The organism is Aliivibrio logei (assembly GCF_001691055.1).
GTDB lineage: Bacteria > Pseudomonadota > Gammaproteobacteria > Enterobacterales > Vibrionaceae > Aliivibrio > Aliivibrio salmonicida.
This window is the reverse complement of record NZ_MAJU01000004.1, coordinates 55,051-74,185: the sequence shown is the minus strand read 5'-3', so window position 1 is coordinate 74,185 and position 19,135 is coordinate 55,051. Positions and strand designations below refer to the sequence as shown.

Annotated in this window: 20 protein-coding genes; 14 read left to right on the top strand and 6 right to left on the bottom strand. The window is 39.9% G+C overall.

Going from position 1 to position 19,135, the window contains the following annotated elements; genetic code table 11:
* Nucleotides 1-85 precede the first annotated feature (85 nt).
* From A6E04_RS00820 to A6E04_RS00780, 9 genes are all read left to right on the top strand, one after another.
* Nucleotides 86-853: an ABC transporter ATP-binding protein gene (locus A6E04_RS00820; RefSeq protein ID WP_065609394.1), complete on the top strand. Its 768-nt coding sequence runs from the start codon at nt 86-88 to the stop codon at nt 851-853.
* Entirely contained in the window at nt 847-1,791 is a 945-nt protein-coding gene (locus A6E04_RS00815; RefSeq protein ID WP_065609392.1) for an ABC transporter substrate-binding protein, read from the top strand. The genes A6E04_RS00820 and A6E04_RS00815 overlap by 7 nt, the downstream gene beginning before the upstream one ends.
* Nucleotides 1,784-3,799 (top strand): Fe(3+)-hydroxamate ABC transporter permease FhuB, encoded by a 2,016-nt coding sequence (fhuB, locus tag A6E04_RS00810; protein WP_065609390.1) that lies wholly within the window; start codon nt 1,784-1,786, stop codon nt 3,797-3,799. Before A6E04_RS00815 ends, fhuB begins: the two co-directional genes overlap by 8 nt.
* Nucleotides 3,800-3,875: 76 nt before the next feature.
* On the top strand, nt 3,876-4,643 hold the full coding sequence (locus A6E04_RS00805) for a DUF3450 domain-containing protein (RefSeq protein ID WP_370527163.1): 768 nt from the start codon (nt 3,876-3,878) through the stop codon (nt 4,641-4,643).
* A 1-nt stretch (nt 4,644) separates the two neighbouring features.
* Entirely contained in the window at nt 4,645-6,006 is a 1,362-nt protein-coding gene (locus tag A6E04_RS00800; RefSeq protein ID WP_065609386.1) for a MotA/TolQ/ExbB proton channel family protein, read from the top strand.
* On the top strand, nt 6,006-6,539 hold the full coding sequence (locus A6E04_RS00795; RefSeq protein WP_017021406.1) for a MotA/TolQ/ExbB proton channel family protein: 534 nt from the start codon (nt 6,006-6,008) through the stop codon (nt 6,537-6,539). Before A6E04_RS00800 ends, A6E04_RS00795 begins: the two co-directional genes overlap by 1 nt.
* Nucleotides 6,536-6,940, top strand: coding sequence for an ExbD/TolR family protein (locus A6E04_RS00790; protein ID WP_017021407.1), 405 nt, complete (start codon nt 6,536-6,538; stop codon nt 6,938-6,940). The genes A6E04_RS00795 and A6E04_RS00790 overlap by 4 nt, the downstream gene beginning before the upstream one ends.
* Nucleotides 6,940-7,563, top strand: a complete 624-nt coding sequence (locus A6E04_RS00785) for an energy transducer TonB (RefSeq protein ID WP_017021408.1) — start codon at nt 6,940-6,942, stop codon at nt 7,561-7,563. Before A6E04_RS00790 ends, A6E04_RS00785 begins: the two co-directional genes overlap by 1 nt.
* On the top strand, nt 7,560-8,732 hold the full coding sequence (locus tag A6E04_RS00780) for a tetratricopeptide repeat protein (RefSeq protein WP_065609384.1): 1,173 nt from the start codon (nt 7,560-7,562) through the stop codon (nt 8,730-8,732). Before A6E04_RS00785 ends, A6E04_RS00780 begins: the two co-directional genes overlap by 4 nt.
* Before the next feature lie 88 nt (nt 8,733-8,820).
* Here the strand turns inward: A6E04_RS00780 and A6E04_RS00775 are convergent, their stop codons facing one another.
* Nucleotides 8,821-10,722, bottom strand: coding sequence for a PTS fructose transporter subunit EIIC (locus tag A6E04_RS00775; protein WP_026025398.1), 1,902 nt, complete (start codon nt 10,720-10,722; stop codon nt 8,821-8,823).
* A gap of 214 nt (nt 10,723-10,936) precedes the next feature.
* On the opposite strand from A6E04_RS00775, the gene A6E04_RS00770 reads away from it, so the two are divergent.
* Together A6E04_RS00770 and A6E04_RS00765 are read left to right on the top strand one after the other, a co-directional pair.
* Nucleotides 10,937-11,236: a PTS fructose transporter subunit IIB gene (locus A6E04_RS00770; protein ID WP_026025399.1), complete on the top strand. Its 300-nt coding sequence runs from the start codon at nt 10,937-10,939 to the stop codon at nt 11,234-11,236.
* 50 nt (nt 11,237-11,286) lie between these two features.
* A complete protein-coding gene (locus tag A6E04_RS00765) occupies nt 11,287-12,024 on the top strand; it encodes a PTS sugar transporter subunit IIA (protein WP_241802863.1) in 738 nt (245 codons plus the stop codon).
* 64 nt (nt 12,025-12,088) lie between these two features.
* Here the strand turns inward: A6E04_RS00765 and manA are convergent, their stop codons facing one another.
* Both manA and A6E04_RS00755 read right to left on the bottom strand, forming a co-directional pair.
* A complete protein-coding gene (manA, locus tag A6E04_RS00760; protein WP_026025401.1) occupies nt 12,089-13,288 on the bottom strand; it encodes a mannose-6-phosphate isomerase, class I in 1,200 nt (399 codons plus the stop codon).
* A 76-nt stretch (nt 13,289-13,364) separates the two neighbouring features.
* The gene (locus tag A6E04_RS00755) at nt 13,365-15,266 is read right to left on the bottom strand and encodes a PTS fructose transporter subunit IIABC (RefSeq protein WP_065609382.1); all 1,902 of its coding nucleotides are present in this window, start codon (nt 15,264-15,266) and stop codon (nt 13,365-13,367) included.
* A gap of 302 nt (nt 15,267-15,568) precedes the next feature.
* Between A6E04_RS00755 and A6E04_RS00750 the strand changes: the two genes are divergently transcribed.
* A complete protein-coding gene (locus A6E04_RS00750) occupies nt 15,569-16,423 on the top strand; it encodes a helix-turn-helix transcriptional regulator (protein WP_017021414.1) in 855 nt (284 codons plus the stop codon).
* Between the two features lie 14 nt (nt 16,424-16,437).
* Here A6E04_RS00750 and A6E04_RS00745 read toward each other — a convergent pair whose 3' ends face one another.
* From A6E04_RS00745 to A6E04_RS00735, 3 genes are read right to left on the bottom strand one after another with little or no spacing between them, the layout of a single operon-like run.
* The gene (locus A6E04_RS00745) at nt 16,438-16,836 is read right to left on the bottom strand and encodes a membrane protein (RefSeq protein WP_017021415.1); all 399 of its coding nucleotides are present in this window, start codon (nt 16,834-16,836) and stop codon (nt 16,438-16,440) included.
* Nucleotides 16,836-17,060: a membrane protein insertion efficiency factor YidD gene (gene yidD / locus A6E04_RS00740; protein WP_017021416.1), complete on the bottom strand. Its 225-nt coding sequence runs from the start codon at nt 17,058-17,060 to the stop codon at nt 16,836-16,838. The genes A6E04_RS00745 and yidD overlap by 1 nt, the downstream gene beginning before the upstream one ends.
* Nucleotides 17,060-17,275 (bottom strand): DUF4177 domain-containing protein, encoded by a 216-nt coding sequence (locus tag A6E04_RS00735; protein ID WP_012552159.1) that lies wholly within the window; start codon nt 17,273-17,275, stop codon nt 17,060-17,062. Before A6E04_RS00735 ends, yidD begins: the two co-directional genes overlap by 1 nt.
* Nucleotides 17,276-17,543: 268 nt before the next feature.
* Here A6E04_RS00735 and A6E04_RS00730 point away from each other — a divergent pair, with 268 nt between their 5' ends.
* Together A6E04_RS00730 and A6E04_RS00725 are read left to right on the top strand one after the other, a co-directional pair.
* Nucleotides 17,544-18,146: a flavin reductase family protein gene (locus A6E04_RS00730; RefSeq protein ID WP_017021417.1), complete on the top strand. Its 603-nt coding sequence runs from the start codon at nt 17,544-17,546 to the stop codon at nt 18,144-18,146.
* 53 nt (nt 18,147-18,199) lie between these two features.
* On the top strand, nt 18,200-19,075 hold the full coding sequence (locus A6E04_RS00725; RefSeq protein ID WP_017021418.1) for a DMT family transporter: 876 nt from the start codon (nt 18,200-18,202) through the stop codon (nt 19,073-19,075).
* The last annotated feature ends 60 nt before the right edge of the window (nt 19,076-19,135 follow it).

Here is a 19,135-nt window from a genome sequence, read left to right as displayed (position 1 = left end):
TTCTTTTCTTGCGTTTTTGCCATGAAAGAAATGAATTAGGCATGACATAAAGAAGTCCATTTACACACATAAATAATGTAGCAGTATGTATCAACTAAACAATATAAAAGTGATCAGGGACGAACGTACGATTCTTGATATTGATGAATTAACAATAGATCCAACCGCCTTAACGGTCATACTTGGCCATAATGGATCAGGTAAATCGACCTTGGTGAACTTGTTGGCGAATCAATTTTCACCAGAAGAAGGTGAAGTGAGATTAAATCAACAACAACTGTCTACGTTAAATTCGAAAAGATTCGCTCAAAAAGTGGCGTTTTTACCTCAAAAGTTGCCAGAAGTCGCAGGGCTTAATGTTGAAGAGCTTGTTCGCTTAGGTCGTTATCCTTGGCGTGGCGTTCTTGGGCGTTTTAATAAAGAAGATGCACAGATTATTGAAGAGTCGATGATCAAAACTGGCGTAGAAACTTTTCGGTCAATATTGGCTGATCAACTTTCTGGTGGGGAAAGACAACGAGCGTGGGTGGCGATGTTATTAGCTCAGCAAGCGGATATTTTGATTTTAGATGAGCCAACATCCGCATTGGATATTCATCACCAATATCAACTCATGGGACTATTGAGCGAGTTAAACCAACAAACGAAAAAAGGAATCATTGTTATTCTGCATGATCTTAATTTAACGCTTCGTTATGCGACACAAATCATTGCACTTAAAGGCGGAAAAGTGGCCTTTAAAGGTGAAGCAGGCCATTTGCTTGATGATGCGTTATTGTCTGACTTGTATGGCACTCCGATCACCTTAATTGATCATCCTATTCATAATCATAAAGTTGCTATCGTATGTTGAAAAATCGTATTCCTTCGCTTATCACTCTTCTATTTATGATGGTAAGTCAGACGGCATTGGCTCAATTTGTTGTTCAAGACAGTCGTGGTGAACAAGTTCTGGATTCCATACCTCAGCGAGTTGTCGCATTAAACTGGGATCTAGCAGAACAAGTTATAGAGCTCGGTGTTACACCTGTCGCAATCACAGATACCGCGGGGTACAGTGAGTGGGTAGTACAACCCGCATTATCGAGTGATATTGAAGATGTCGGTACTCGCGCAGAACCAAATTTTGAGAAAATAGCGGCGGTAAAACCGGATGTGATTCTTGTTGCTTCTCCGCAGGCCGATTTAATTCCTCAGTTAGAAAAAATAGCGCCTGTGTTGTATTTTCAAACTTACTCTGCAGATCATGATAATAGCTTGATGGCGATTAATAACTTTGAAGCCATTGCCCTTGTGTTAGGAAAAGAGGAAGTCGCACAAGAAAAGTTAATTGAGATGGATACCGAGATAGCAGAATTAAAGCAGCAGTTAGCTGACGCGTATGGTAATGCGTTACCAGCCGTCTCTGTGTTTCGATTCGCAACTATGACCTCGGTCTTTATGTATGGTGATAATTCAACAGTGCAATACGCGTTAAATCAGTTAGGGTTTACCACCGCTTTATCTCAAAAAAGTAACCAATGGGGAGTAACACAACTTCGCTTAATAGATCTTCGTCATATTGATGATGGCATTGCGTTGTATATAGAACCGTTTAATGAAGAGAGTAAATTAAACAAATCAGTTATTTGGAATGCGATGCCTTTCGTACGTGCCCATCGAGTGAATAGTGTTGAATCGGTATGGAGTTATGGTGGCGCAATGTCGATCAAATACACAGCGCAAGCATTGGCAAAAAGCCTACTTGAGGTAGCACCTAAATCAATCAATGTTAGTGGTAATAATGAGTAGTCAGTTGAAGGGCGTCTCTTTCCATTATCTATCGGTACTTTGTGTATTGATTGGGTTGGTGGTTGCTACGTTTCAATTTGATGCTGTATTGAGTTTATCTCAGCAATGGCAAGCAATAAGCCAAGCGAGTGTTGATCTCACTTTACTTGATGACTTTGATAAGATCATCTTTGTTGAGTCACAATTGCCTCGTTTAATCATGGCACTTTTGGTTGGTGGAATGCTTGGGTTGGTCGGTAGCTTAATGCAACAGTTGACTCAGAATGCCCTCGTTTCACCAATGACTCTCGGAACAGCATCAGGTGCGTGGCTAGCCTTAGTCATTATGAATGTGTGGTTTGCTGAGTATGTGGCTGATTATGCGTCTATGGCGGCACTCGTTGGGGCATCGCTCACGTTTGGTTTAGTCGTTGCTATTGCTGGTATTCGAAATTTATCAGGCTTACCTATCGTGCTATCTGGCATGGCTGTGAATATTTTTCTGGGTGCTGTCGCCACCGCTATTATTTTATTAAATGAACAATATGCAAAGAACTTGTTTATTTGGGGAGCAGGGGATCTGGCTCAAAATGGATGGGATCAAATTGTATGGTTATTACCTAAACTATCAGCCGCTGTACTTATTTTTATTTTCGCGCCCAGAGTCTTAGCGTTATTGCGTTTGGGTAATGTGGGTGCTGCGGCTCGCGGGCTTAATGTTATTCCTGCTTTCTTTGGATTATTTACCGTTGGTTTATGGTTGGTTGCCTCTTCGATTACTGTGGTTGGCGTGATCAGTTTTATTGGTTTACTTGCACCGAATATTGCGCGTCATTTAGGGGCTAGAACTCCAAGAGATGAATTGTTCTTTAGCTTATTATTAGGCGCTACGTTATTAGTTGGTACTGATTTATTGGCGGTAGTGCTCAGTCATTACACAACAGATATGATCCCAAGTGGAACAGCGGCGGCATTCATTGGCGCACCTGCACTTATTTGGTTTACTCGAAGAAACATGAGCTCGCAAGATCAACTGTCGATCAGTTTACCAAAAGGGAAATCGTATTTACCAACAGGGTTAATTCCATCATTGATTGTGGGTCTTGTGGTGGTCGCGGTTTTAGCTGTTGTGATAACAAAAGATTCAACCCAAACACTTCATCCATGGGTAATGATGATCCCAAGTGAGTTCAGTTGGGAGTTAAAATGGCCAAGGCTACTTACCTCTTTATCTGCAGGGGCTGGATTGGCAGTTGCAGGCGTATTATTGCAACGATTGATTTATAATCCTTTAGCAAGTCCTGATATTTTAGGTATCTCAGCGGGAGCGACATTGAGCTTAATTGGTGGCAGTGTTTTCTTAGGGTTCAATATCTTTGAAGCCGCGCCTCTTGTGGCTTTTTGTGGAAGTTTAGCGGTATTAGTGCTGCTATTGGTGCTAGGGAAGCGCCATCAGTATGCGCCTTCTATGCTCATTCTTACTGGGATAGCATTAACGGCGTTAATCGATGCGTTGGTTCAATTTTCATTAGCAAAAGGGAATGAGGATTCATATTCATTATTGAATTGGCTTGCCGGTTCTACTTATCGAGTGTCTCCCGAGTCTGCTTTTGTTTTGTTCTTTTGCGTCGTTTTATTGGTGGCTTTTTCGCTGTTTACTCATCGTTGGCTAACCCTTATTTCAGCAGGGCGATTGTTTGCACAAGCCAGAGGGCTAAACGTAACTAAGAGTTTTATCGCATTGCTTATTTGTGTTGCATTACTTTGTGGGGCGGTAACTGCTACCATGGGGCCGATTGCATTTATAGGCTTACTTGCTCCCCATATGGCGGTTCTTTTAGGGGCGAAAAAAGCATTTGAACAGATTGTTGTAGCGGCATTAATTGGCGCTTGGTTAATGGTGATTGCTGATTGGTTAGGTCAGCATATTTTATTTCCATCTCAAGTGGCGGCAGGAACGTTAGTGTCAGTGATTGGTGGTATTTACTTTATTGGTTTGCTGATAAAAGGCCAACGCTCTGCACATTAACAATAGACGTTCAATAATGGCTAGCCTTGCATTGATATTGGCTAGATGAATTTAATTAATTAGCGATTTGATTATGATAAAAATGACGAAGAAAGCATGGCTATTGGTCATGATGGCACAACCAATGGCGGTATATGCGAGTGATTTAGGAACGGCTCAAGCCATTCAAAATAAGACCAATACGGCTTCTGCCCAAAGCCAGGCTCGTATTAGTCATAGTGCCGATTCTACTTTATCGTTGCGTGCTGATATTGAGCAACTGGAAGAAGAAGTTAAAAACCTCGATGTTTACCGCAAGCATTTAGAGGCATTAGTAAAGGATCAACACAGTGAATTGAGTAATATTGATCAGCAAATTTCAGACATTGAACAAACTCGTCAAGGGGTCGTGCCTTTGATGTATAAAATGATTGATGGTCTAAAACAAACAGTTAAAAACGACAAACCTATTCGTATTGAACAGCGCAATCTTCGCATTGAAAAGCTAGAGACCATGATGACGGTGGCGAATGTGAGTGATGCTGAGAAGTATCGTCGTATTTTAGAAGCGTATCAAATCGAACTCGATTACGGCATTAAGTTGGGTGTTTACCAAGGTAAAATTACGCTTGATGATGATAAAACCATTGAAGCTAACATTTTGTATTTAGGCCGAATTTCTTTAATTGCACGTAATTTTAATCAAGACAAATATTGGGCTTGGGATCAAAAAGAAAAGGCATGGGTACTATTAGACTCTTCACTTAATTCGGATCTTAATCATGCGTATGCCGTTGCAAATAAAGAGGTAGCCCCAAGCTTACTTACACTGCCTGTATCACTGAATATTACTGAGGAGAAATAAGATGAATTACGTATCCACACTTCTTAGTGTTTGCTTATTAAGCCTTTCTTTTTCAGTTGCAGCTCAAGGTGATTTAGCAAGCAGTGCACAAGCTCAAAATAAAGCACAAAAATCACATGATGTGCAGCGAGAATCGGGGTTTAAGCAAACAGAGCAAACGTATCTACAACAGAAAAAAGAACTTGCAGAACGTAAACGCCAAGTTCAAAAAAAGATTAATGTATTGACGAAAACCTTCAGTGAAAATGAAGGGCTATTAGCAAAACGAGAAGAGAAACTGCGTTTAGATACTGGCAGTTTAGGTGAATTGTTTGGTGTTGTTCGTCAAGCTGCGAAAGAGTTGAAAAGCGAAAATCAAACCAGTGTTACCGGTGCGGATAATCTTCAATACTCACAAGCAGTAAATACCATCGTATCTGCTAAAACGTTGCCAACCTTGCCACAGTTAACTGACTTATGGATGAGCATGGATGAACAAATCCAGGCCAGTGGTGAACTGAAAAAAATTAATACCAATGTGATTGATGGTGAAGGTCAAACCGCTTCTCAAGCGTCGTATCGCTTAGGTTCGATAGGGTTAATTGCCGCTCAAGGCTACTTGAATTGGAATGGCACACGTAAAGACGCCACTTATTATGTTAAGCAACCAGATAATGGCCCAAGCTTGAGTTCACTGTCTGATCTTGCAAGTGGTGATATGGAAACGATGGTTGTCGATCCGTCTCGTGGCTTCATGATAGACCAACTGGCATTAACACCAACCTTGTTTGAAAGACTCCAAGCGGGTGGTGTTGTTGGTAAAATCATTCTTGCGTTATTAACGTTAGGATTGGTGATTGCGATTTTCCGAGGCGTTAAATTAGCGATTATTCAACAGCAAATAAAAACACAGTTGAAGAATCCAGAAGCACCAAGCGACAATCCGTTAGGCCGAGTGTTATCTGTTTACGATGAAGAAAAACACCGCAGTGTTGAGTCATTAGAGTTGCGTTTATTAGAAGCGATTGTTGATGAGCAACAAGGGTTAGAAAAAGGCCTTTCAATGTTGAAATTACTTGCAGCCCTTGCACCAATGCTTGGTTTGCTAGGCACCGTTACTGGCATGATTGAAACATTCCAAGTGATCACTCAGTTTGGGAATGGAGATCCAAAAGTGATGGCAGGAGGGATCTCGATGGCACTGGTCACTACCGTTCTTGGCTTAGTTGCTGCAATGCCGTTGTTGTTTGCTCATAATATTTTAAGCACTCAAGCTGAGAATATACGCAGCATTTTAGAGAAACAAGGCATTGGGTTAGTCGCAATACAGGCAGAAAAGCAACCAAACCCAATAGCGAAAACTACGGTAGGAAGTAACATCTAATGGCAATGTCATGGCTATCTAATTGGCTTGATACGTTACTGCAATTTATGGCACAAGGCGGTCATATCTTGTGGTGGCTGGCAGGGGTTGTGGTTGTATGTTGGTTATTTGTGGTTGAGCGTGTGATATATCTTGGTTTTTATTTTCCAAAGCGCCGCCAACAATGGGTAACACAATGGCATCAACGCAGTGAACATGAATCTTGGTATGCTCATGCGATTCGTGACAGTTGGTTAAATCAAGCGCATATCGAATTAAATCAAAATTTAAACCTAATCAAATGGTTAGTATCAATTTGTCCAATGTTAGGATTGTTAGGTACGGTTACAGGGATGATTTCTGTTTTTGATGTGATGGCGACATTAGGCAGTAGCCAACCGAAACTGATGGCCTCAGGCATCTCACTGGCTACGCTACCAACGATGGCGGGTATGGTTGCCGCTCTTGCTGGGTTATTTGTTCATGCACGTTTAGCAAAGACGTGTCGTTTATGTGAATTGAAGTTAGAAAAATCATTAAGGAGTCCAACATGAGACTCGGAAGACGCGATACCAAAACAGAAGAAGCCCAAATTGACTTAACCTCAATGTTGGATATTGTTTTTATCATGCTGATATTTTTTATTGTGACGAGTTCGTTTGTACGCGAATCAGGGGTTGAAGTGAATCGGCCTCAAGCATCAAATGTGACGAGCCAGAAAGACGCGGGCATCTTTGTTGGCATTAACGCATCAAATGATATTTACATCGATAAACGAATCGTAGATGTAGAGCGTGTGCAAGCGACGTTAGAGCATCTGTTATTAGAGCAACCTGATGCCTCTCTTGTGATCCAAGCGGATGAACATGCGTATAACGGCACCGTAGTTAAAGTGATGGATGCAGCAAAAGGCGCGGGCGTGAAGCAAATTGCATTGGCTGCGGAGCAAAGATAGTGCTTAGGTTATTGATGGCGTTACCTATTGCACTGGCTATTAGTATTGCTTTATTTTCCGTGATGGCATGGATGGTAGACAATGGTAATCAAGGAAAACCGGAAGCCAGTGAAAATTTAAGCTTTACTATGATGATGGTTGAACCTGAAAGTGATCTTCAACGTCGTCAACGTTCTGTTCCTGAGCAGCCTAAACCGCCAGAATTACCACCAGAAACGAAAGTATCTCAATCGCAATCAGAGATGTCTTCGGTGATGCCTATAACGCCAATGTCTTCGGCTGGTTTAGATACGGCGATTAACGGATTAAAAATAAGCGCTCCAACGTCGTTTGGAAGTTTTACGACCAATCAACAGGCAATGCCATTGTATCGCGTAGAACCACGATACCCGAGTAGAGCATTAAAACGAAAAATTGAAGGCTACGTTATTATGTCTTTTTCTATTGATGAAACGGGCGAACCTTTTGATATAGAAGTCAAAGAGGCGGAGCCAAAACGAATATTTAATCGTGATGCGGTTCGGGCACTAAAACAATGGAAGTACCAACCTAAATTGGTAGAAGGAAAAGCCATTGTTCAGCAGAATCAAACCGTTAGATTGGAGTTTAAATTAGCCAAATGATGAAAAAAATTGCGTTAACGGTTCTTTTTATATTGCACACACAGGGTGTGACGGCGGCAGAATTGAGTCGATATACCGCCACAAAAGTACAAAGAGCACAAAACCTTCAGCAAAATGAAAAGTTGGATGAAGCCATCGATATTCTTGCGGATGTTGATACATCGAAAGTCTATGATAAAGCATTCGTGGCTCGAATGTTGGGTGTGTTTTATTGGCAGAATAATCAAAAATCACAAGCGATTAAACAGCTTGATTATGCGGTTTCGAGTGGTCAATTACAGGATAAACAAGCGTGGACAACCCGAAAAATGTTGGCCGATATCCTCTTGATGGAACAAAAGTATAAAGCGGCGCTACCTCATTATTATCAATTGGTTAAAACGGTACCAAAGAATGAAAAAGGGGATGAGTTATGGCTTAGGATCGCTCAGATCCATTATCAGAGCTCAGAGTTTGCACCAACCCTTAAAGCGATTGGTCGATATGAATCGTACCGTAAGCCTGATGAATTAACGCCATTGTCGTTAAAGTTTGGTGCGCAAGTTCAACTCAAACAATGGAAGCAAGTTGTTCCTACCTTAGAGCGGTTAATTGTTCTACAACCTGAAAAATTAACGTGGTGGCGTCAGTTAGTTACGGCTCACTTGCAGTTAGGTCAAACCAAGCAAGCATTAAGTGTATTGGTGTTAGCGGATATCAACAAGTTATCTCTTCCAGAACAAGACATTAAATTGTTGGCTCAGCTATACGCAAAACAAGGTATTCCAGAACAAGCCGCACAGACATTAGGACGCTTATCAACAGCAAATACTGACGTTGATTTATTGGTAGAGCAAGCCGTGCATTGGCAAAATGCGAAAGAGTGGGACAAGTCCATTGCCTTTTGGAGTAAAGCCGCAAAGATATCGTCTCGTTATTACTGGCAAGAATCTCAATTACTTTTACAGCAAAAGGATTATGAAGCCGCATTACGATCGTTAAATAAAGTGAATGATCCCAAGAAAAAACAAGCGGTGTTATTGGCGAAGGTAAAAGCGTATTACAAACTGAATCGTTTAGAAGAAGGGTTGATTAATGCGAAAAAAGCCAATGATATATCAGCGTCTAATGAAACTAAGGGATGGGTTAACTACTTGTCTAATTTGAGAAAACTAGAGTCTGAATCGTAACGAAATGCTTGGTGATTAGGCATCCATAAAAACTCTAGGAGCAAAGTTCAGGGGGGATATGGATGCCTAATCGGTTATTTATGGTGGTTTATACCGTTGATTTTCTGAATAATCGGTTGGTACTCGTCATATTCGCTTTTAATAATAGTTCACCATTGTGCATTGCTTCTTTTGTTCCAATATCAATCGTTCGCATTCCTGCAAAACGTTGGGGCTCTTTGATTGCCACATCATGTGCAAAAATAACTAACTTTGCGTTCTTCACATCTAATGGGGTGATTCTATTATTAATCCCATCTGCGCCTTGTGTTTCTACTTTGATTTTAAGCCCTAGGCGATGCGCTGCTTTTTCTAAGCTTTTTGCGGCTAAGAAAGTATGAGCAACACCCGATGGGCATGCCGTGATAGCTAAAATATCGGCTTCACCTTCATTCTTTATGGATTCAAACACTGTGTTTTTTACGTCAGATTCATCATCTTCGATTGCTGTTTTCTTTAGTAAAATAACAATAACTGCGGTGGTTAATGCGCCCATTAATGTGCCAACGACATAACCAAACTTACCATCAACGACAGGAAGCACTATCCACCCACCCCAAGGGGCATGGTTGAGTACGTTAAATAAGAAACCAGTGATGTTACCGACAATACCCCCTGCGACAATCGCAGGGATAACACGAGCAGGATCTGCGGCTGCAAATGGAATCGCCCCTTCAGTAATGCCGATCATGCCCATAATACCCGCGGCTTTTCCAGCTTCACGTTCTTCTCGTTTGAATTTCTTAGGGGACAGTAATGTGGCTAATGCCATGCCTAATGGTGGAGTACAAATTGCGATACCAACGCCACCCATTAGCCAAGGTTGTGTATTTACCTGAGTTTGAGCAAACAATGTTGCGACTTTGTTGATTGGGCCACCCATATCAAAGGCTGTCATACCACCTAAAATTGCACCTAAAAGTACTTTCCCAGAACCTGCCATGCTTGCTAGCCACTCATTCATAGAGGTCATGGCATTTGCAATCGGTGCACCAATCAACCACATTACAGCGGCGCAGGTAATAAAAGTACCGACAAGAGGATAGATAAAAATGGACCCCAATGAGGTCATGCTGTCAGGTAGCTTTATTTTTTTTAGATTAAGAACGACAAAGCCGGCAAAGAAACCAACGACGATAGCGCCTAAAAAACCGGTGTTGTATTGTTGAACTGCAATCCAAGAACCAATCATACCCGGAGCGAGTCCCGGTTTATCTGCAATTGAGTAAGCAATATAACCGCCAAGAACAGCTGTGAATAACGTTAACCCTGCAATGCCCATTTGAGCAATGTCAGCCAATACACCTTCAGTGGGTACCGCGCCGTGTCCTGAAATCATGACCGAAAGAGAAAGTAAAACACCGCCAGCAACAATAAAGGGGATCATGTGAGACGTACCAAATAACAAGTGTTCTTTTGTACGACCAAGATTTCGTTTAAATTCACTTTTTTCTATTTTTGGTGTTGGGGCAGGAGATGAACTGTATTCTGACTCTAACTGAATATTGTCTGTGAATAAGGCCAATGCCTCTTCTGGTGTCGCGACGGCTTTAAGTTTGTTTGTAAAGCCATCTTCGATTAAACGACTGGATATTTGTGCCAATACTTCGATGTGGTGAGTATCGTCGCCATCTGGTGAAGCAAGCATGAAAAAGATGTCTGATTGTTCACCATCTTCTGCACCATAATCAATGCCATTACGACTAATACCAACGGCAACTGATGGAGTCGAAACCGCAGAACTTTTCGCATGAGGAATCGCGATACCATCTTCAAATCCTGTATTACCAATGTCTTCACGCGCCCAAACATCTAATAAAAATTGTTTTTTATCAGATAGTTTGCCTGCATCATCTAAAATCTGGACCATTTCTTTAAGAATGCCATCTTTAGATGTCGCTTTTAGGTCTAAACAAATGACCTTGGTATTTATCAGAGATGTGATATCCATAACGACTCCATTACCTAACGGTAATATATTAACGTAGTACTAATGTAAGGGGTTAGTCGATTTTAAAGAATAGGATAAAAAAGCCATTTACTGGATTATTGTACCATCAATCGTAAAGTGTGATTTTAATCGTTATTCATTGATATTAATCCGGTTTTTTAATTAACTAATGGTATATTGTTCCCCTATCAAAACAGTCTATTTAAGAGCAAACATGAAAATTGTGGCAGTTACAGCGTGTCCTACAGGGATCGCACACACCTATATGGCAGCTGATGTATTAAAAAAGGCCGCGGTGAGATATGGAGTATCAATTAAAGTTGAAACTCAAGGCGCGATGGGAATTGAAAATGCGCTAACACCGGTTGATATTGTACAAGCGGATCTTGTGTTAATCGCTTCAGACATTGATATAGAAAACAGCAGTCGATTCGTTGGTATTAAAACACAGCAGCACAGTATTGAACTGATTTTGACTGATGTTGATAGTGTGTTGAAAAAATACATTTCATGATTGATTCACCTACTATTGATCATCGGATTACCTTTTTTGTTAAAGAGAGCATGCTTGGACCACAAATTAGTGCCCAACTGACTCAATTAGCAAAGAAGTTTAAATGCATTGTTTATATCGATAATATTACACGAGCCCGTTGTGCAGATATTTCTTATTCTTTAGGTTTACTGAAAGTAGGTTTACAGAAAGGGGATTTTTGCCAATTAATTACGGTAGGGATTGATGCGGAACTCGCGAATTTTGTGTTAACCGATTTATTATCTTCTACGTTCAATTTTGTTGCTTCAGACCGGTTGTGTCATTTCTCTGATTCTATCGTAACCCAATACCCACAACTAAAGCCGATCTGTGATGTTGACTTCCATTACGTAAAAGCTCAAACGCAATTATCAAAATTTGAGATGCTAAAAGGAGTGTCTCAATTAATTTGCCCAGAAAAAACTGATGAGTTATTACTGGCTTTTATTAAGCGTGAAGAGAAGTCATCAACGACGATTGCTCGTCAAATTGCCTTACCTCATGTCATTACGCCTTTAGTGAAAAAACCAACTATCGCGGTAATTCGATCAGATTACGCAACGGATTGGGCATCTAAAATGGGGGATGTGAATTTAATTGTCGGTTTAGTTTTACCGAGCCCACCAACACGAGAGATGGTGATCACCGCCACTCAATTAACCCGAAGTATGTTATCTGCGGAGTTTTGCCTGCGATTAATCGCAACAAGGCAACCTGTTGGCCTTCAAGCCATGTTGTTGTATGGTATGGGTAGAGTTTTGGAATAATGTTCAATTATTATGTGATGAGAAACGGACTCTAAGATTATCTTTGAGTCCATTTTTTTATTATCTAGTTGTAAGCTCTTGCCACTTTTCCTGAAGAGGTAAGAATGTATTGGCCAGTATACGCTGGGATAAATACAGAATGACCTTTCTTCACTATAACCGTTTGCCCTGAAATATGGGTTACCGTCATATCACTGTTGATAGCAAATAACACTTCGGCACTTGTGGTATTTAACGGTAATGCGTTTACCATTTCTAAAACAGAGAAGTTAAAATCGTCTACCGGAATTGGGTAATTTACACCACCAGCAATCACCTCTGGAGTCATCAATAAAGAATCAAATGGGGTGACATTAAATAAAGTACAGGCCATTAGTTCATCTATGTCCATGTATTTTGGAGTTAATCCCGCACGCAATACATTGTCTGAATTAGCCATGATTTCAAGACCGGTCCCTTTAATGTAAGCGTGAGGAGTACAAGCGTGTAAGTACATCGCTTGTCCTGGTTTTAGCGTGATAACATTTAACATTAGAGGTGTAAATAAACCGATGTCATTTGGATATTGAATTTCTAAATCAATAAGCAATGCGAAAAGAGGGGAATCACACTGTACTTTGGCATATGCCATTAATTCATTAATTGCCGTTTCTTTCTTGTCGTCTGATAATGAAAGAATGTTCTTGAAAAATACGTTTAATCCCATTGAATTAGGTTGTTCTTCAAATGCGGAAACAAAATGAGTAATACTTTTTAAGTTCATGCTTTTAAATAATGAAATGGACTCGTTAAAATCTCTAAATCCATTCATTGCTTGATAATCGGTTAAGGCGTAAACAAGCTCTGGTTTGTGGTTATTATCTTTGTAATTACGATTAAACGCAGTCAAAGGGATACCCGCTTGTTCTTCTTTATTATAGCCATCCACGGCTTGTTGTTTATTTGGATGAACTTGGATCGATAACGCTTTTTCTGCCGCTAATACCTTGAAAAGATAAGGTAATTCACCAAACGTTTCTGCTGTTACTGAAGAGAGGAAAGACGCTTTGTCTTGATTAATTAAATCAGATAATAAAATAGATTCGTCATTAAATGTCGCACTAGAGCAGCCATTTGGGTGGGCGCCCATCCACAATTCAGCTTGTGGTTTATGGCTTGGGTTTTCAATACCAAACAGACTTTCAATTGAAGTGCTGCTTCCCCACGCATAATCTTGAATTACATTGTTCATTGGAAAAAAGAAAGGTTGAGTTTGATTGTTCATATAATGCTCACAAATCATCAGAAAGTCCCAATCACAAAATTAATAAGTGATTGGGACAAAAAATTAAGATTAAGAATTAAATTGCCGCTAGAGACAGGGCTTTCGCTTGACGCATCTTTTTAATGGATACGCAAACAAGTGCAGTTACAACTGCGCCGCCAGCCATACAAGCCAGTGCAAGTAATGGTTTATTTATCGCGCCAAGTAGGGCAACAACGGGACCACCATGAGCAACACTGTTTGTGATACCAAATGAGAAAGCCATTACTGCGGCTGTCATCGAGCCAAGGATATTCGCTGGGATCACAGAGATAGGATCTTGAGCTGCAAATGGAATTGCACCTTCAGAAATACCAACTAAACCCATTGCACCAGCTGCTTTGCCTGCTTCAATTTCTGATTCTTCAAAGATATTGAATTTACGACCAATGATGGTAGCTAACGACATGCCAAGTGGTGCGACAGGAATAGCACATGCCATGGCGCCCATGAATTGAGTTTGACCACTTGCAATCATGCCAACAGAGAATAAGAAGGCGACTTTATTGAATGGGCCACCCATATCAAAGCCCGTCATTCCACCCAGTACGATGCCTAATAAAATCACGTTACCAGAGCTCATGCTTGTTAGTAGTGCGGTTAATCCATCCATTAAACTTGCTATTGGTGCACCAATAACAAAAATGAATAAGCCAGAAATGAACAATGAACCGGCAATAGGGGCAATCATGATAGGAACAAGGGGTTGGATAAATTTATGGTAGTTAAAGCTCACGATAAATTTAACGAAGTAACCAACAAGAAGACCGGCAATGATGGCACCAATAAAGCCAGTACCAGCATCTGCACCATAAAAAGAACCGTTGTTTGCAATCCAACCACCAATAAGACCTGGAGTTAGTGCTGGGCGATCTGCAATCGCATAAGCAATGTAACCGGCAAGAACGGGGATCATTAAGGTGAAAGCAACAACACCAACATCTAATACTTTATTCCACAAACTACCGGGAGGAATAGCCATACCACTCTCAGTAGGTTGACCACCAAGCGCTAATGCTAATGCGATTAACAAACCGCCCGTAACCACAAATGGGATCATGTGAGATACGCCGTTCATTAGGTAACGGTATAAATCTGAACGTGCTTGAGAGGTTTTGTCTTTGGCATCTGTTGGTGTATTTACACTGTCAGTATCAAAAGGTGGTTGAGTTAGAGACTGAGTGATCAGTCCTTTTGCGTCTTTGATCGGAGCCTTAACACTGGTTTGAATCAGTTTTTTTCCTGCAAAACGAGTGAGGTCTACTTGTTTATCACAAGCAACAATAATGGCATCGGCTTGTTCTATTTCTTCTGCTGTTGGGCTATTTCTTACTCCAATAGACCCGTTGGTTTCTACTTTTATCTTATATCCTAATTCTGCTGCGCCTTTTTCAAGGGCTTCGCACGCCAAATAGGTATGAGCAATACCGGCAGGGCAGCCTGTGACTCCAATTAAAAATCCATTTTTAGGTTCTATTGCATCAATGGTTTCTGCTTTTTGTAGCAATAATTCAAGCGCTAATTTAGAGGAGGTCGCATTAAGAAATTTTTCGATAAACCCTTCTTCAATCAGTTTTGAAGAGAGTTCAGCAAGAACTTCAATATGATGATCTGCCCCATTTTTAGGAGAGGCGATCATAAAAAATAAGCGAGATGGCTGCCCATCTTCTGCTCCGTATTCAACACCGTCTTGGCTTACACCAATCATTACGGCAGGTTTAATTACAGCTGAACTTTTTGCATGAGGAAGAGCAACGCCTTCTTCAAAGCCTGTATTTCCTAGTTCTTCACGGGCGTAAATATCAGATAAAAACTGGTCGATATCGTTAATTCGACCTTGCTGATGAAGTATCGCAGCCATTTCAGAAAATACATCGTCTTTGGTTTTTGCGTGTAAATTTAAACAAATTAATTGTTCATTGATTAAGTCTGTGATCATGAATCATTCCCCATTTTTTCTATAAATTATTGCAGTGGGAATAGTGTGATTCTGATGAGAAAAATTCGTAAGTGTGCGAGAAATGCATTTACTGGATTATTGTATCCTCACTCTTCAAGTGTGATTAAGCTCTGATTTTTATAAATCGAAAACTCTATAATGCACTAGTCAAAAAAGTATTTATTTAATAGATAGTTAGTGGCATTTATTGCTTGTTTCTTGCGGGCGTTTTCATCAGGGAAATTGTATTCTTAGGTCGTTTTAGTGGACTAACGTGACCTTGGTTCAAGTAAGAAGAAACTATGACTTTAGTGTTTAGTACGGTATTAGAAGCGCTTTTATCAGAAAGAGAAAGTTTCAATCAAATTTGGTTTGCAGGAGATAAGATCACGCCTCCACAATGCAGTTACCAAGTGAATTTTCCTCGTTTAGAGTTAGTAATTAATGGCGAGTATTTGAATCAAATAGAAGATTCAGAGGTTGGGATACGTGAAGTTAAAGTCATGGCGGGTGATGCGTTATATATTCCGCCAAACTGTTGGAATAAACCGAATTGGGATGAAGACTGTTCAGTATTAAGTTTGTTATTTGGACGCCGACAAGTTGGGTTTAGCCTAGTGAGTAAACGCAAAGGGGAAAGTGGTTTTTATGATGTGCAAAAATACAGTATTCCGACGCGAACAGGTCATGCTATTGATAATATTTTAGAAGCACTGAACGCGTTAGCTCGTGAACCGAATAAAAAACCAATAGACGAACATTTATTATTGGCATTACTTAGTTATAGCATGACAATGCTTGGTGAACCTTCAGAGACAAAGTCACCGAAAAACCGCAGTGAAGATCTATACCAAGGAATATGTATTTATATTCAAGAGAATTTCCATAAAAGCATAGATAGAAGCAGTATTGCGAATCGCTTTAATATTTCTCCAAACCACTTATCTCGTATGTTTAGACAGCAGGGGCACATGACGTTAGCTGATTATATTACGTGGGTAAGGATAGAACGTGCCAAATTTATGCTAAAGAAATACACTTTTCGTTTAACTGAAGTGGCGACACGTTGTGGTTTTCAGGACGTGAATTATTTTTATCGTGTGTTTAAAAGCAAAACAACGTATACGCCATCTGATTATAGATCAATGATAAAGTAGGGCATGAAAATGCCCTAGATAAATAGTTTGTTCTTGATTTTTTCTACAATGTGACAAGAAAGTTGGTAGTTATGTTCTCTCGCAATTTTTTGTGAAAAGAAAAGCTGTGGAAGTTCAATAATGGCAATGGCAATTAATATACAGAACCCGAAATCTTCACCTGAAAAAATCAAAAATAGGCTTAAAATTAACGCTAATAATTCACCAAAGAACCATAAATACTTCTCTAAATATAGATGATGAAAACCACCTAAAAATAAATAATTAAGAGTGGCATAAGTGTCAGGATCTTTTAGTTTTTCACTTTGTTCTTTATAAAATGCTTTGCGTTCATCAGTCGGGAGAGCAGCTACTTGTTTTCTAAGTCGCTCTTCCTTTTCTTCTAAGTCATTTAAATTACCAAGAAAACCCATTATGGAACCTCATCATAAATAATTTCAACCAAATCAGGTTGATTACAACGTTTTATTCTTTGTAATCCTAGTTTCCAGCCCTTAAAGGCCCCGTATTTTTGAATGCATTGCTTTGTGTATTCAGAGCAAGTTGGTTCAAAATTACATTCCAGGCTTAATAGTTTTTTTGAACCACCTTTATGTTGATAAGAGCGGATCAATAGGATTGATAATTGTGCGAACATTAACGACCTAATGTAATAATAACGGCTTCACGTTTCCAAAATAGAAGAAATCGCTTTTGTTCTACTATTTGAAATGCTAATTGCCAACCATCTTGTGCCTGTTTATTTAATTCGGCTTCCATTTTCTGAATTGGAACCCCACTAGCACCAAGAAATACAGTGCCACAACCGCCTTCTGTTAAATGAATTACTTTGTATTCTTTAAAGCCTGTCATCGCATTTTACTCTGTTGTTTTTTAAAGAAAAGAATGTATTTTATAATCTATATATTTACAATTTAAAAGAATGAAATAGTGAGTATTTGTGGTGTATCTCTCAATTAATTATTAACCACTTGGTGGCTTAATTTATAAGTAGACTATTTATACGACAGAATCGATTTTAGTTGTGCAGCTCTATTATATTTATCGTCATGTATTTTTTCTCAAATGAGGTGATTTAGGTTAGAGTAATGTTGATAATTAAGGACGATAAGGATGTCTGATGCGCTTTGAAACGGCTAAGTTAACACCACAAGAAAATTATAAGTTGTTAATCGGAGGGATCTTACCTCGGCCAATTGCTTGGGTTTCAAGCATTTCATCGTCAGGAGAGGTGAATTTAGCGCCGTTCTCTTTCTTTACTGTGGCGAGCGCCAACCCCCCAATTCTTTGTTTCAATCCTATGTATAACCAAGATGCGCAAGCTAAAGATACGTTGAGAAACATTCGAGAACAGGGTGAGTTTGTCATTAATACGGTCAGTGCTACACATTTAGAGGTTATGAATAAAACCTGTCATGGTTTAGCCCATGATGTTGATGAATTTGAGTATGCTGGGATTAAAAAGGCACAATCAGATTTTGTTATTCCTCCACGGGTTGCTAATGCGATTGTGAGTTTTGAATGCCGATTAAACCAAATTGTTGATCTTGGTGATGATGTTTTATCAGGGCATTTAATTTTAGGTGATGTTATTGCTGTGCATGTTGCGGATGAAGCGGTTTATGATGGCAAGATTGACAGTGATAAATTAGATGCGATAGCACGAATGTCTGGGGCCGATTACAGCTTAACAAGAGAACGGGTTCAATTATCTCGTTCATGAGTTATGACGCTTGTATTATTGAAACTAAGACGATATAGGCCAGAAGGATTATTGTGAACTGGATATTTTTTACGTTATTGGCTGCGTTCAGTCAATCATGGCGAAATGCGTTTCAAAGTCGTTTAAGCAAAGAGCTAAATGTGACCGGAGTTACATTGTCACGTTTTTTATGGGCAAGTCCATTGGCTTTTATTTATTTGGCTTTGCTTTATTGGGTCGATCCTGTGCCATGGCCGACTTTTACTGAATATTCTTATTTGTTTATTGTTGGTGCCTCTCTTATGCAGATCATCGCGACGGCTTTGATGGTTGTTTTATTTAAACAAAAGAATTTTGCTATTGGTGCTGGGCTTGCTAAAAGTGAAGCTCCTGTAGCGGCTTTTCTTGGGGTTTTATTTTTTGGAACGTCATTATCACTGCTCGGTTGGGCAGGGGTTGTTATTGGTGGGGTTGCCGTCTTTATATTGAGTTGTCCTGATGGTATTAAAAGTATCTCGTTGAAAACTGCAATGATTGGCCTAGGGTGCAGTACGTCTTTCGCGTTAACTTCATTATGGATTAGAGAAGCAAGCCTAACGCTTAACTTACCATTTCCTCACCGAGCCGCTTGGATTTTACTGTTAGTCATTTTATTGCAAACCATCTTACTTGTAGGCTATATGCTTTTTAATGACCGCCAAACGCTCAAGGCCATGTTTGTTAAACCTAGATTGGTTGTGATGACCAGTATCGCAAGTTTTATCGGTTCTTTAGGGTGGTTTAGTGCGATGTCACTTCAAACCGTCCCATTAGTGAAGACCCTCGGACAAGTTGAGGTGTTTTTTACTATGCTAATTTCATTGTTTTGGTTAAACGAAAAAATCAAACGTAAAGATATTATCGCGTTATTATTAATTGCAATGGCGGCAGTGTTGGTGATGTGGCACTAGCTGTATATCGTAAGATAAGAGATAAGAGATAAGAGATAAGAGATAAGAGATGGAAGATTA

Bases quoted from the DNA above. Each gene is read 5' to 3' on its own strand.
- A6E04_RS00730 (WP_017021417.1), top strand. From the start codon at position 17,544: ATGCGCTTTGAAACGGCTAAGTTAACACCACAAGAAAATTATAAGTTG.
- A6E04_RS00770 (WP_026025399.1), top strand. From the start codon at position 10,937: ATGAAAATTGTGGCAGTTACAGCGTGTCCTACAGGGATCGCACACACC.
- A6E04_RS00775 (WP_026025398.1), bottom strand. From the start codon at position 10,722: ATGGATATCACATCTCTGATAAATACCAAGGTCATTTGTTTAGACCTA.
- manA (WP_026025401.1), bottom strand. From the start codon at position 13,288: ATGAACAATCAAACTCAACCTTTCTTTTTTCCAATGAACAATGTAATT.
- A6E04_RS00735 (WP_012552159.1), bottom strand. From the start codon at position 17,275: ATGACAGGCTTTAAAGAATACAAAGTAATTCATTTAACAGAAGGCGGT.
- A6E04_RS00820 (WP_065609394.1), top strand. From the start codon at position 86: ATGTATCAACTAAACAATATAAAAGTGATCAGGGACGAACGTACGATT.
- A6E04_RS00745 (WP_017021415.1), bottom strand. From the start codon at position 16,836: ATGGGTTTTCTTGGTAATTTAAATGACTTAGAAGAAAAGGAAGAGCGA.
- A6E04_RS00815 (WP_065609392.1), top strand. From the start codon at position 847: ATGTTGAAAAATCGTATTCCTTCGCTTATCACTCTTCTATTTATGATG.
- A6E04_RS00790 (WP_017021407.1), top strand. From the start codon at position 6,536: ATGAGACTCGGAAGACGCGATACCAAAACAGAAGAAGCCCAAATTGAC.
- A6E04_RS00780 (WP_065609384.1), top strand. From the start codon at position 7,560: ATGATGAAAAAAATTGCGTTAACGGTTCTTTTTATATTGCACACACAG.
- A6E04_RS00800 (WP_065609386.1), top strand. From the start codon at position 4,645: ATGAATTACGTATCCACACTTCTTAGTGTTTGCTTATTAAGCCTTTCT.
- fhuB (WP_065609390.1), top strand. From the start codon at position 1,784: ATGAGTAGTCAGTTGAAGGGCGTCTCTTTCCATTATCTATCGGTACTT.
- yidD (WP_017021416.1), bottom strand. From the start codon at position 17,060: ATGTTCGCACAATTATCAATCCTATTGATCCGCTCTTATCAACATAAA.
- A6E04_RS00750 (WP_017021414.1), top strand. From the start codon at position 15,569: ATGACTTTAGTGTTTAGTACGGTATTAGAAGCGCTTTTATCAGAAAGA.
- A6E04_RS00755 (WP_065609382.1), bottom strand. From the start codon at position 15,266: ATGATCACAGACTTAATCAATGAACAATTAATTTGTTTAAATTTACAC.
- A6E04_RS00765 (WP_241802863.1), top strand. From the start codon at position 11,287: ATGCTTGGACCACAAATTAGTGCCCAACTGACTCAATTAGCAAAGAAG.
- A6E04_RS00795 (WP_017021406.1), top strand. From the start codon at position 6,006: ATGGCAATGTCATGGCTATCTAATTGGCTTGATACGTTACTGCAATTT.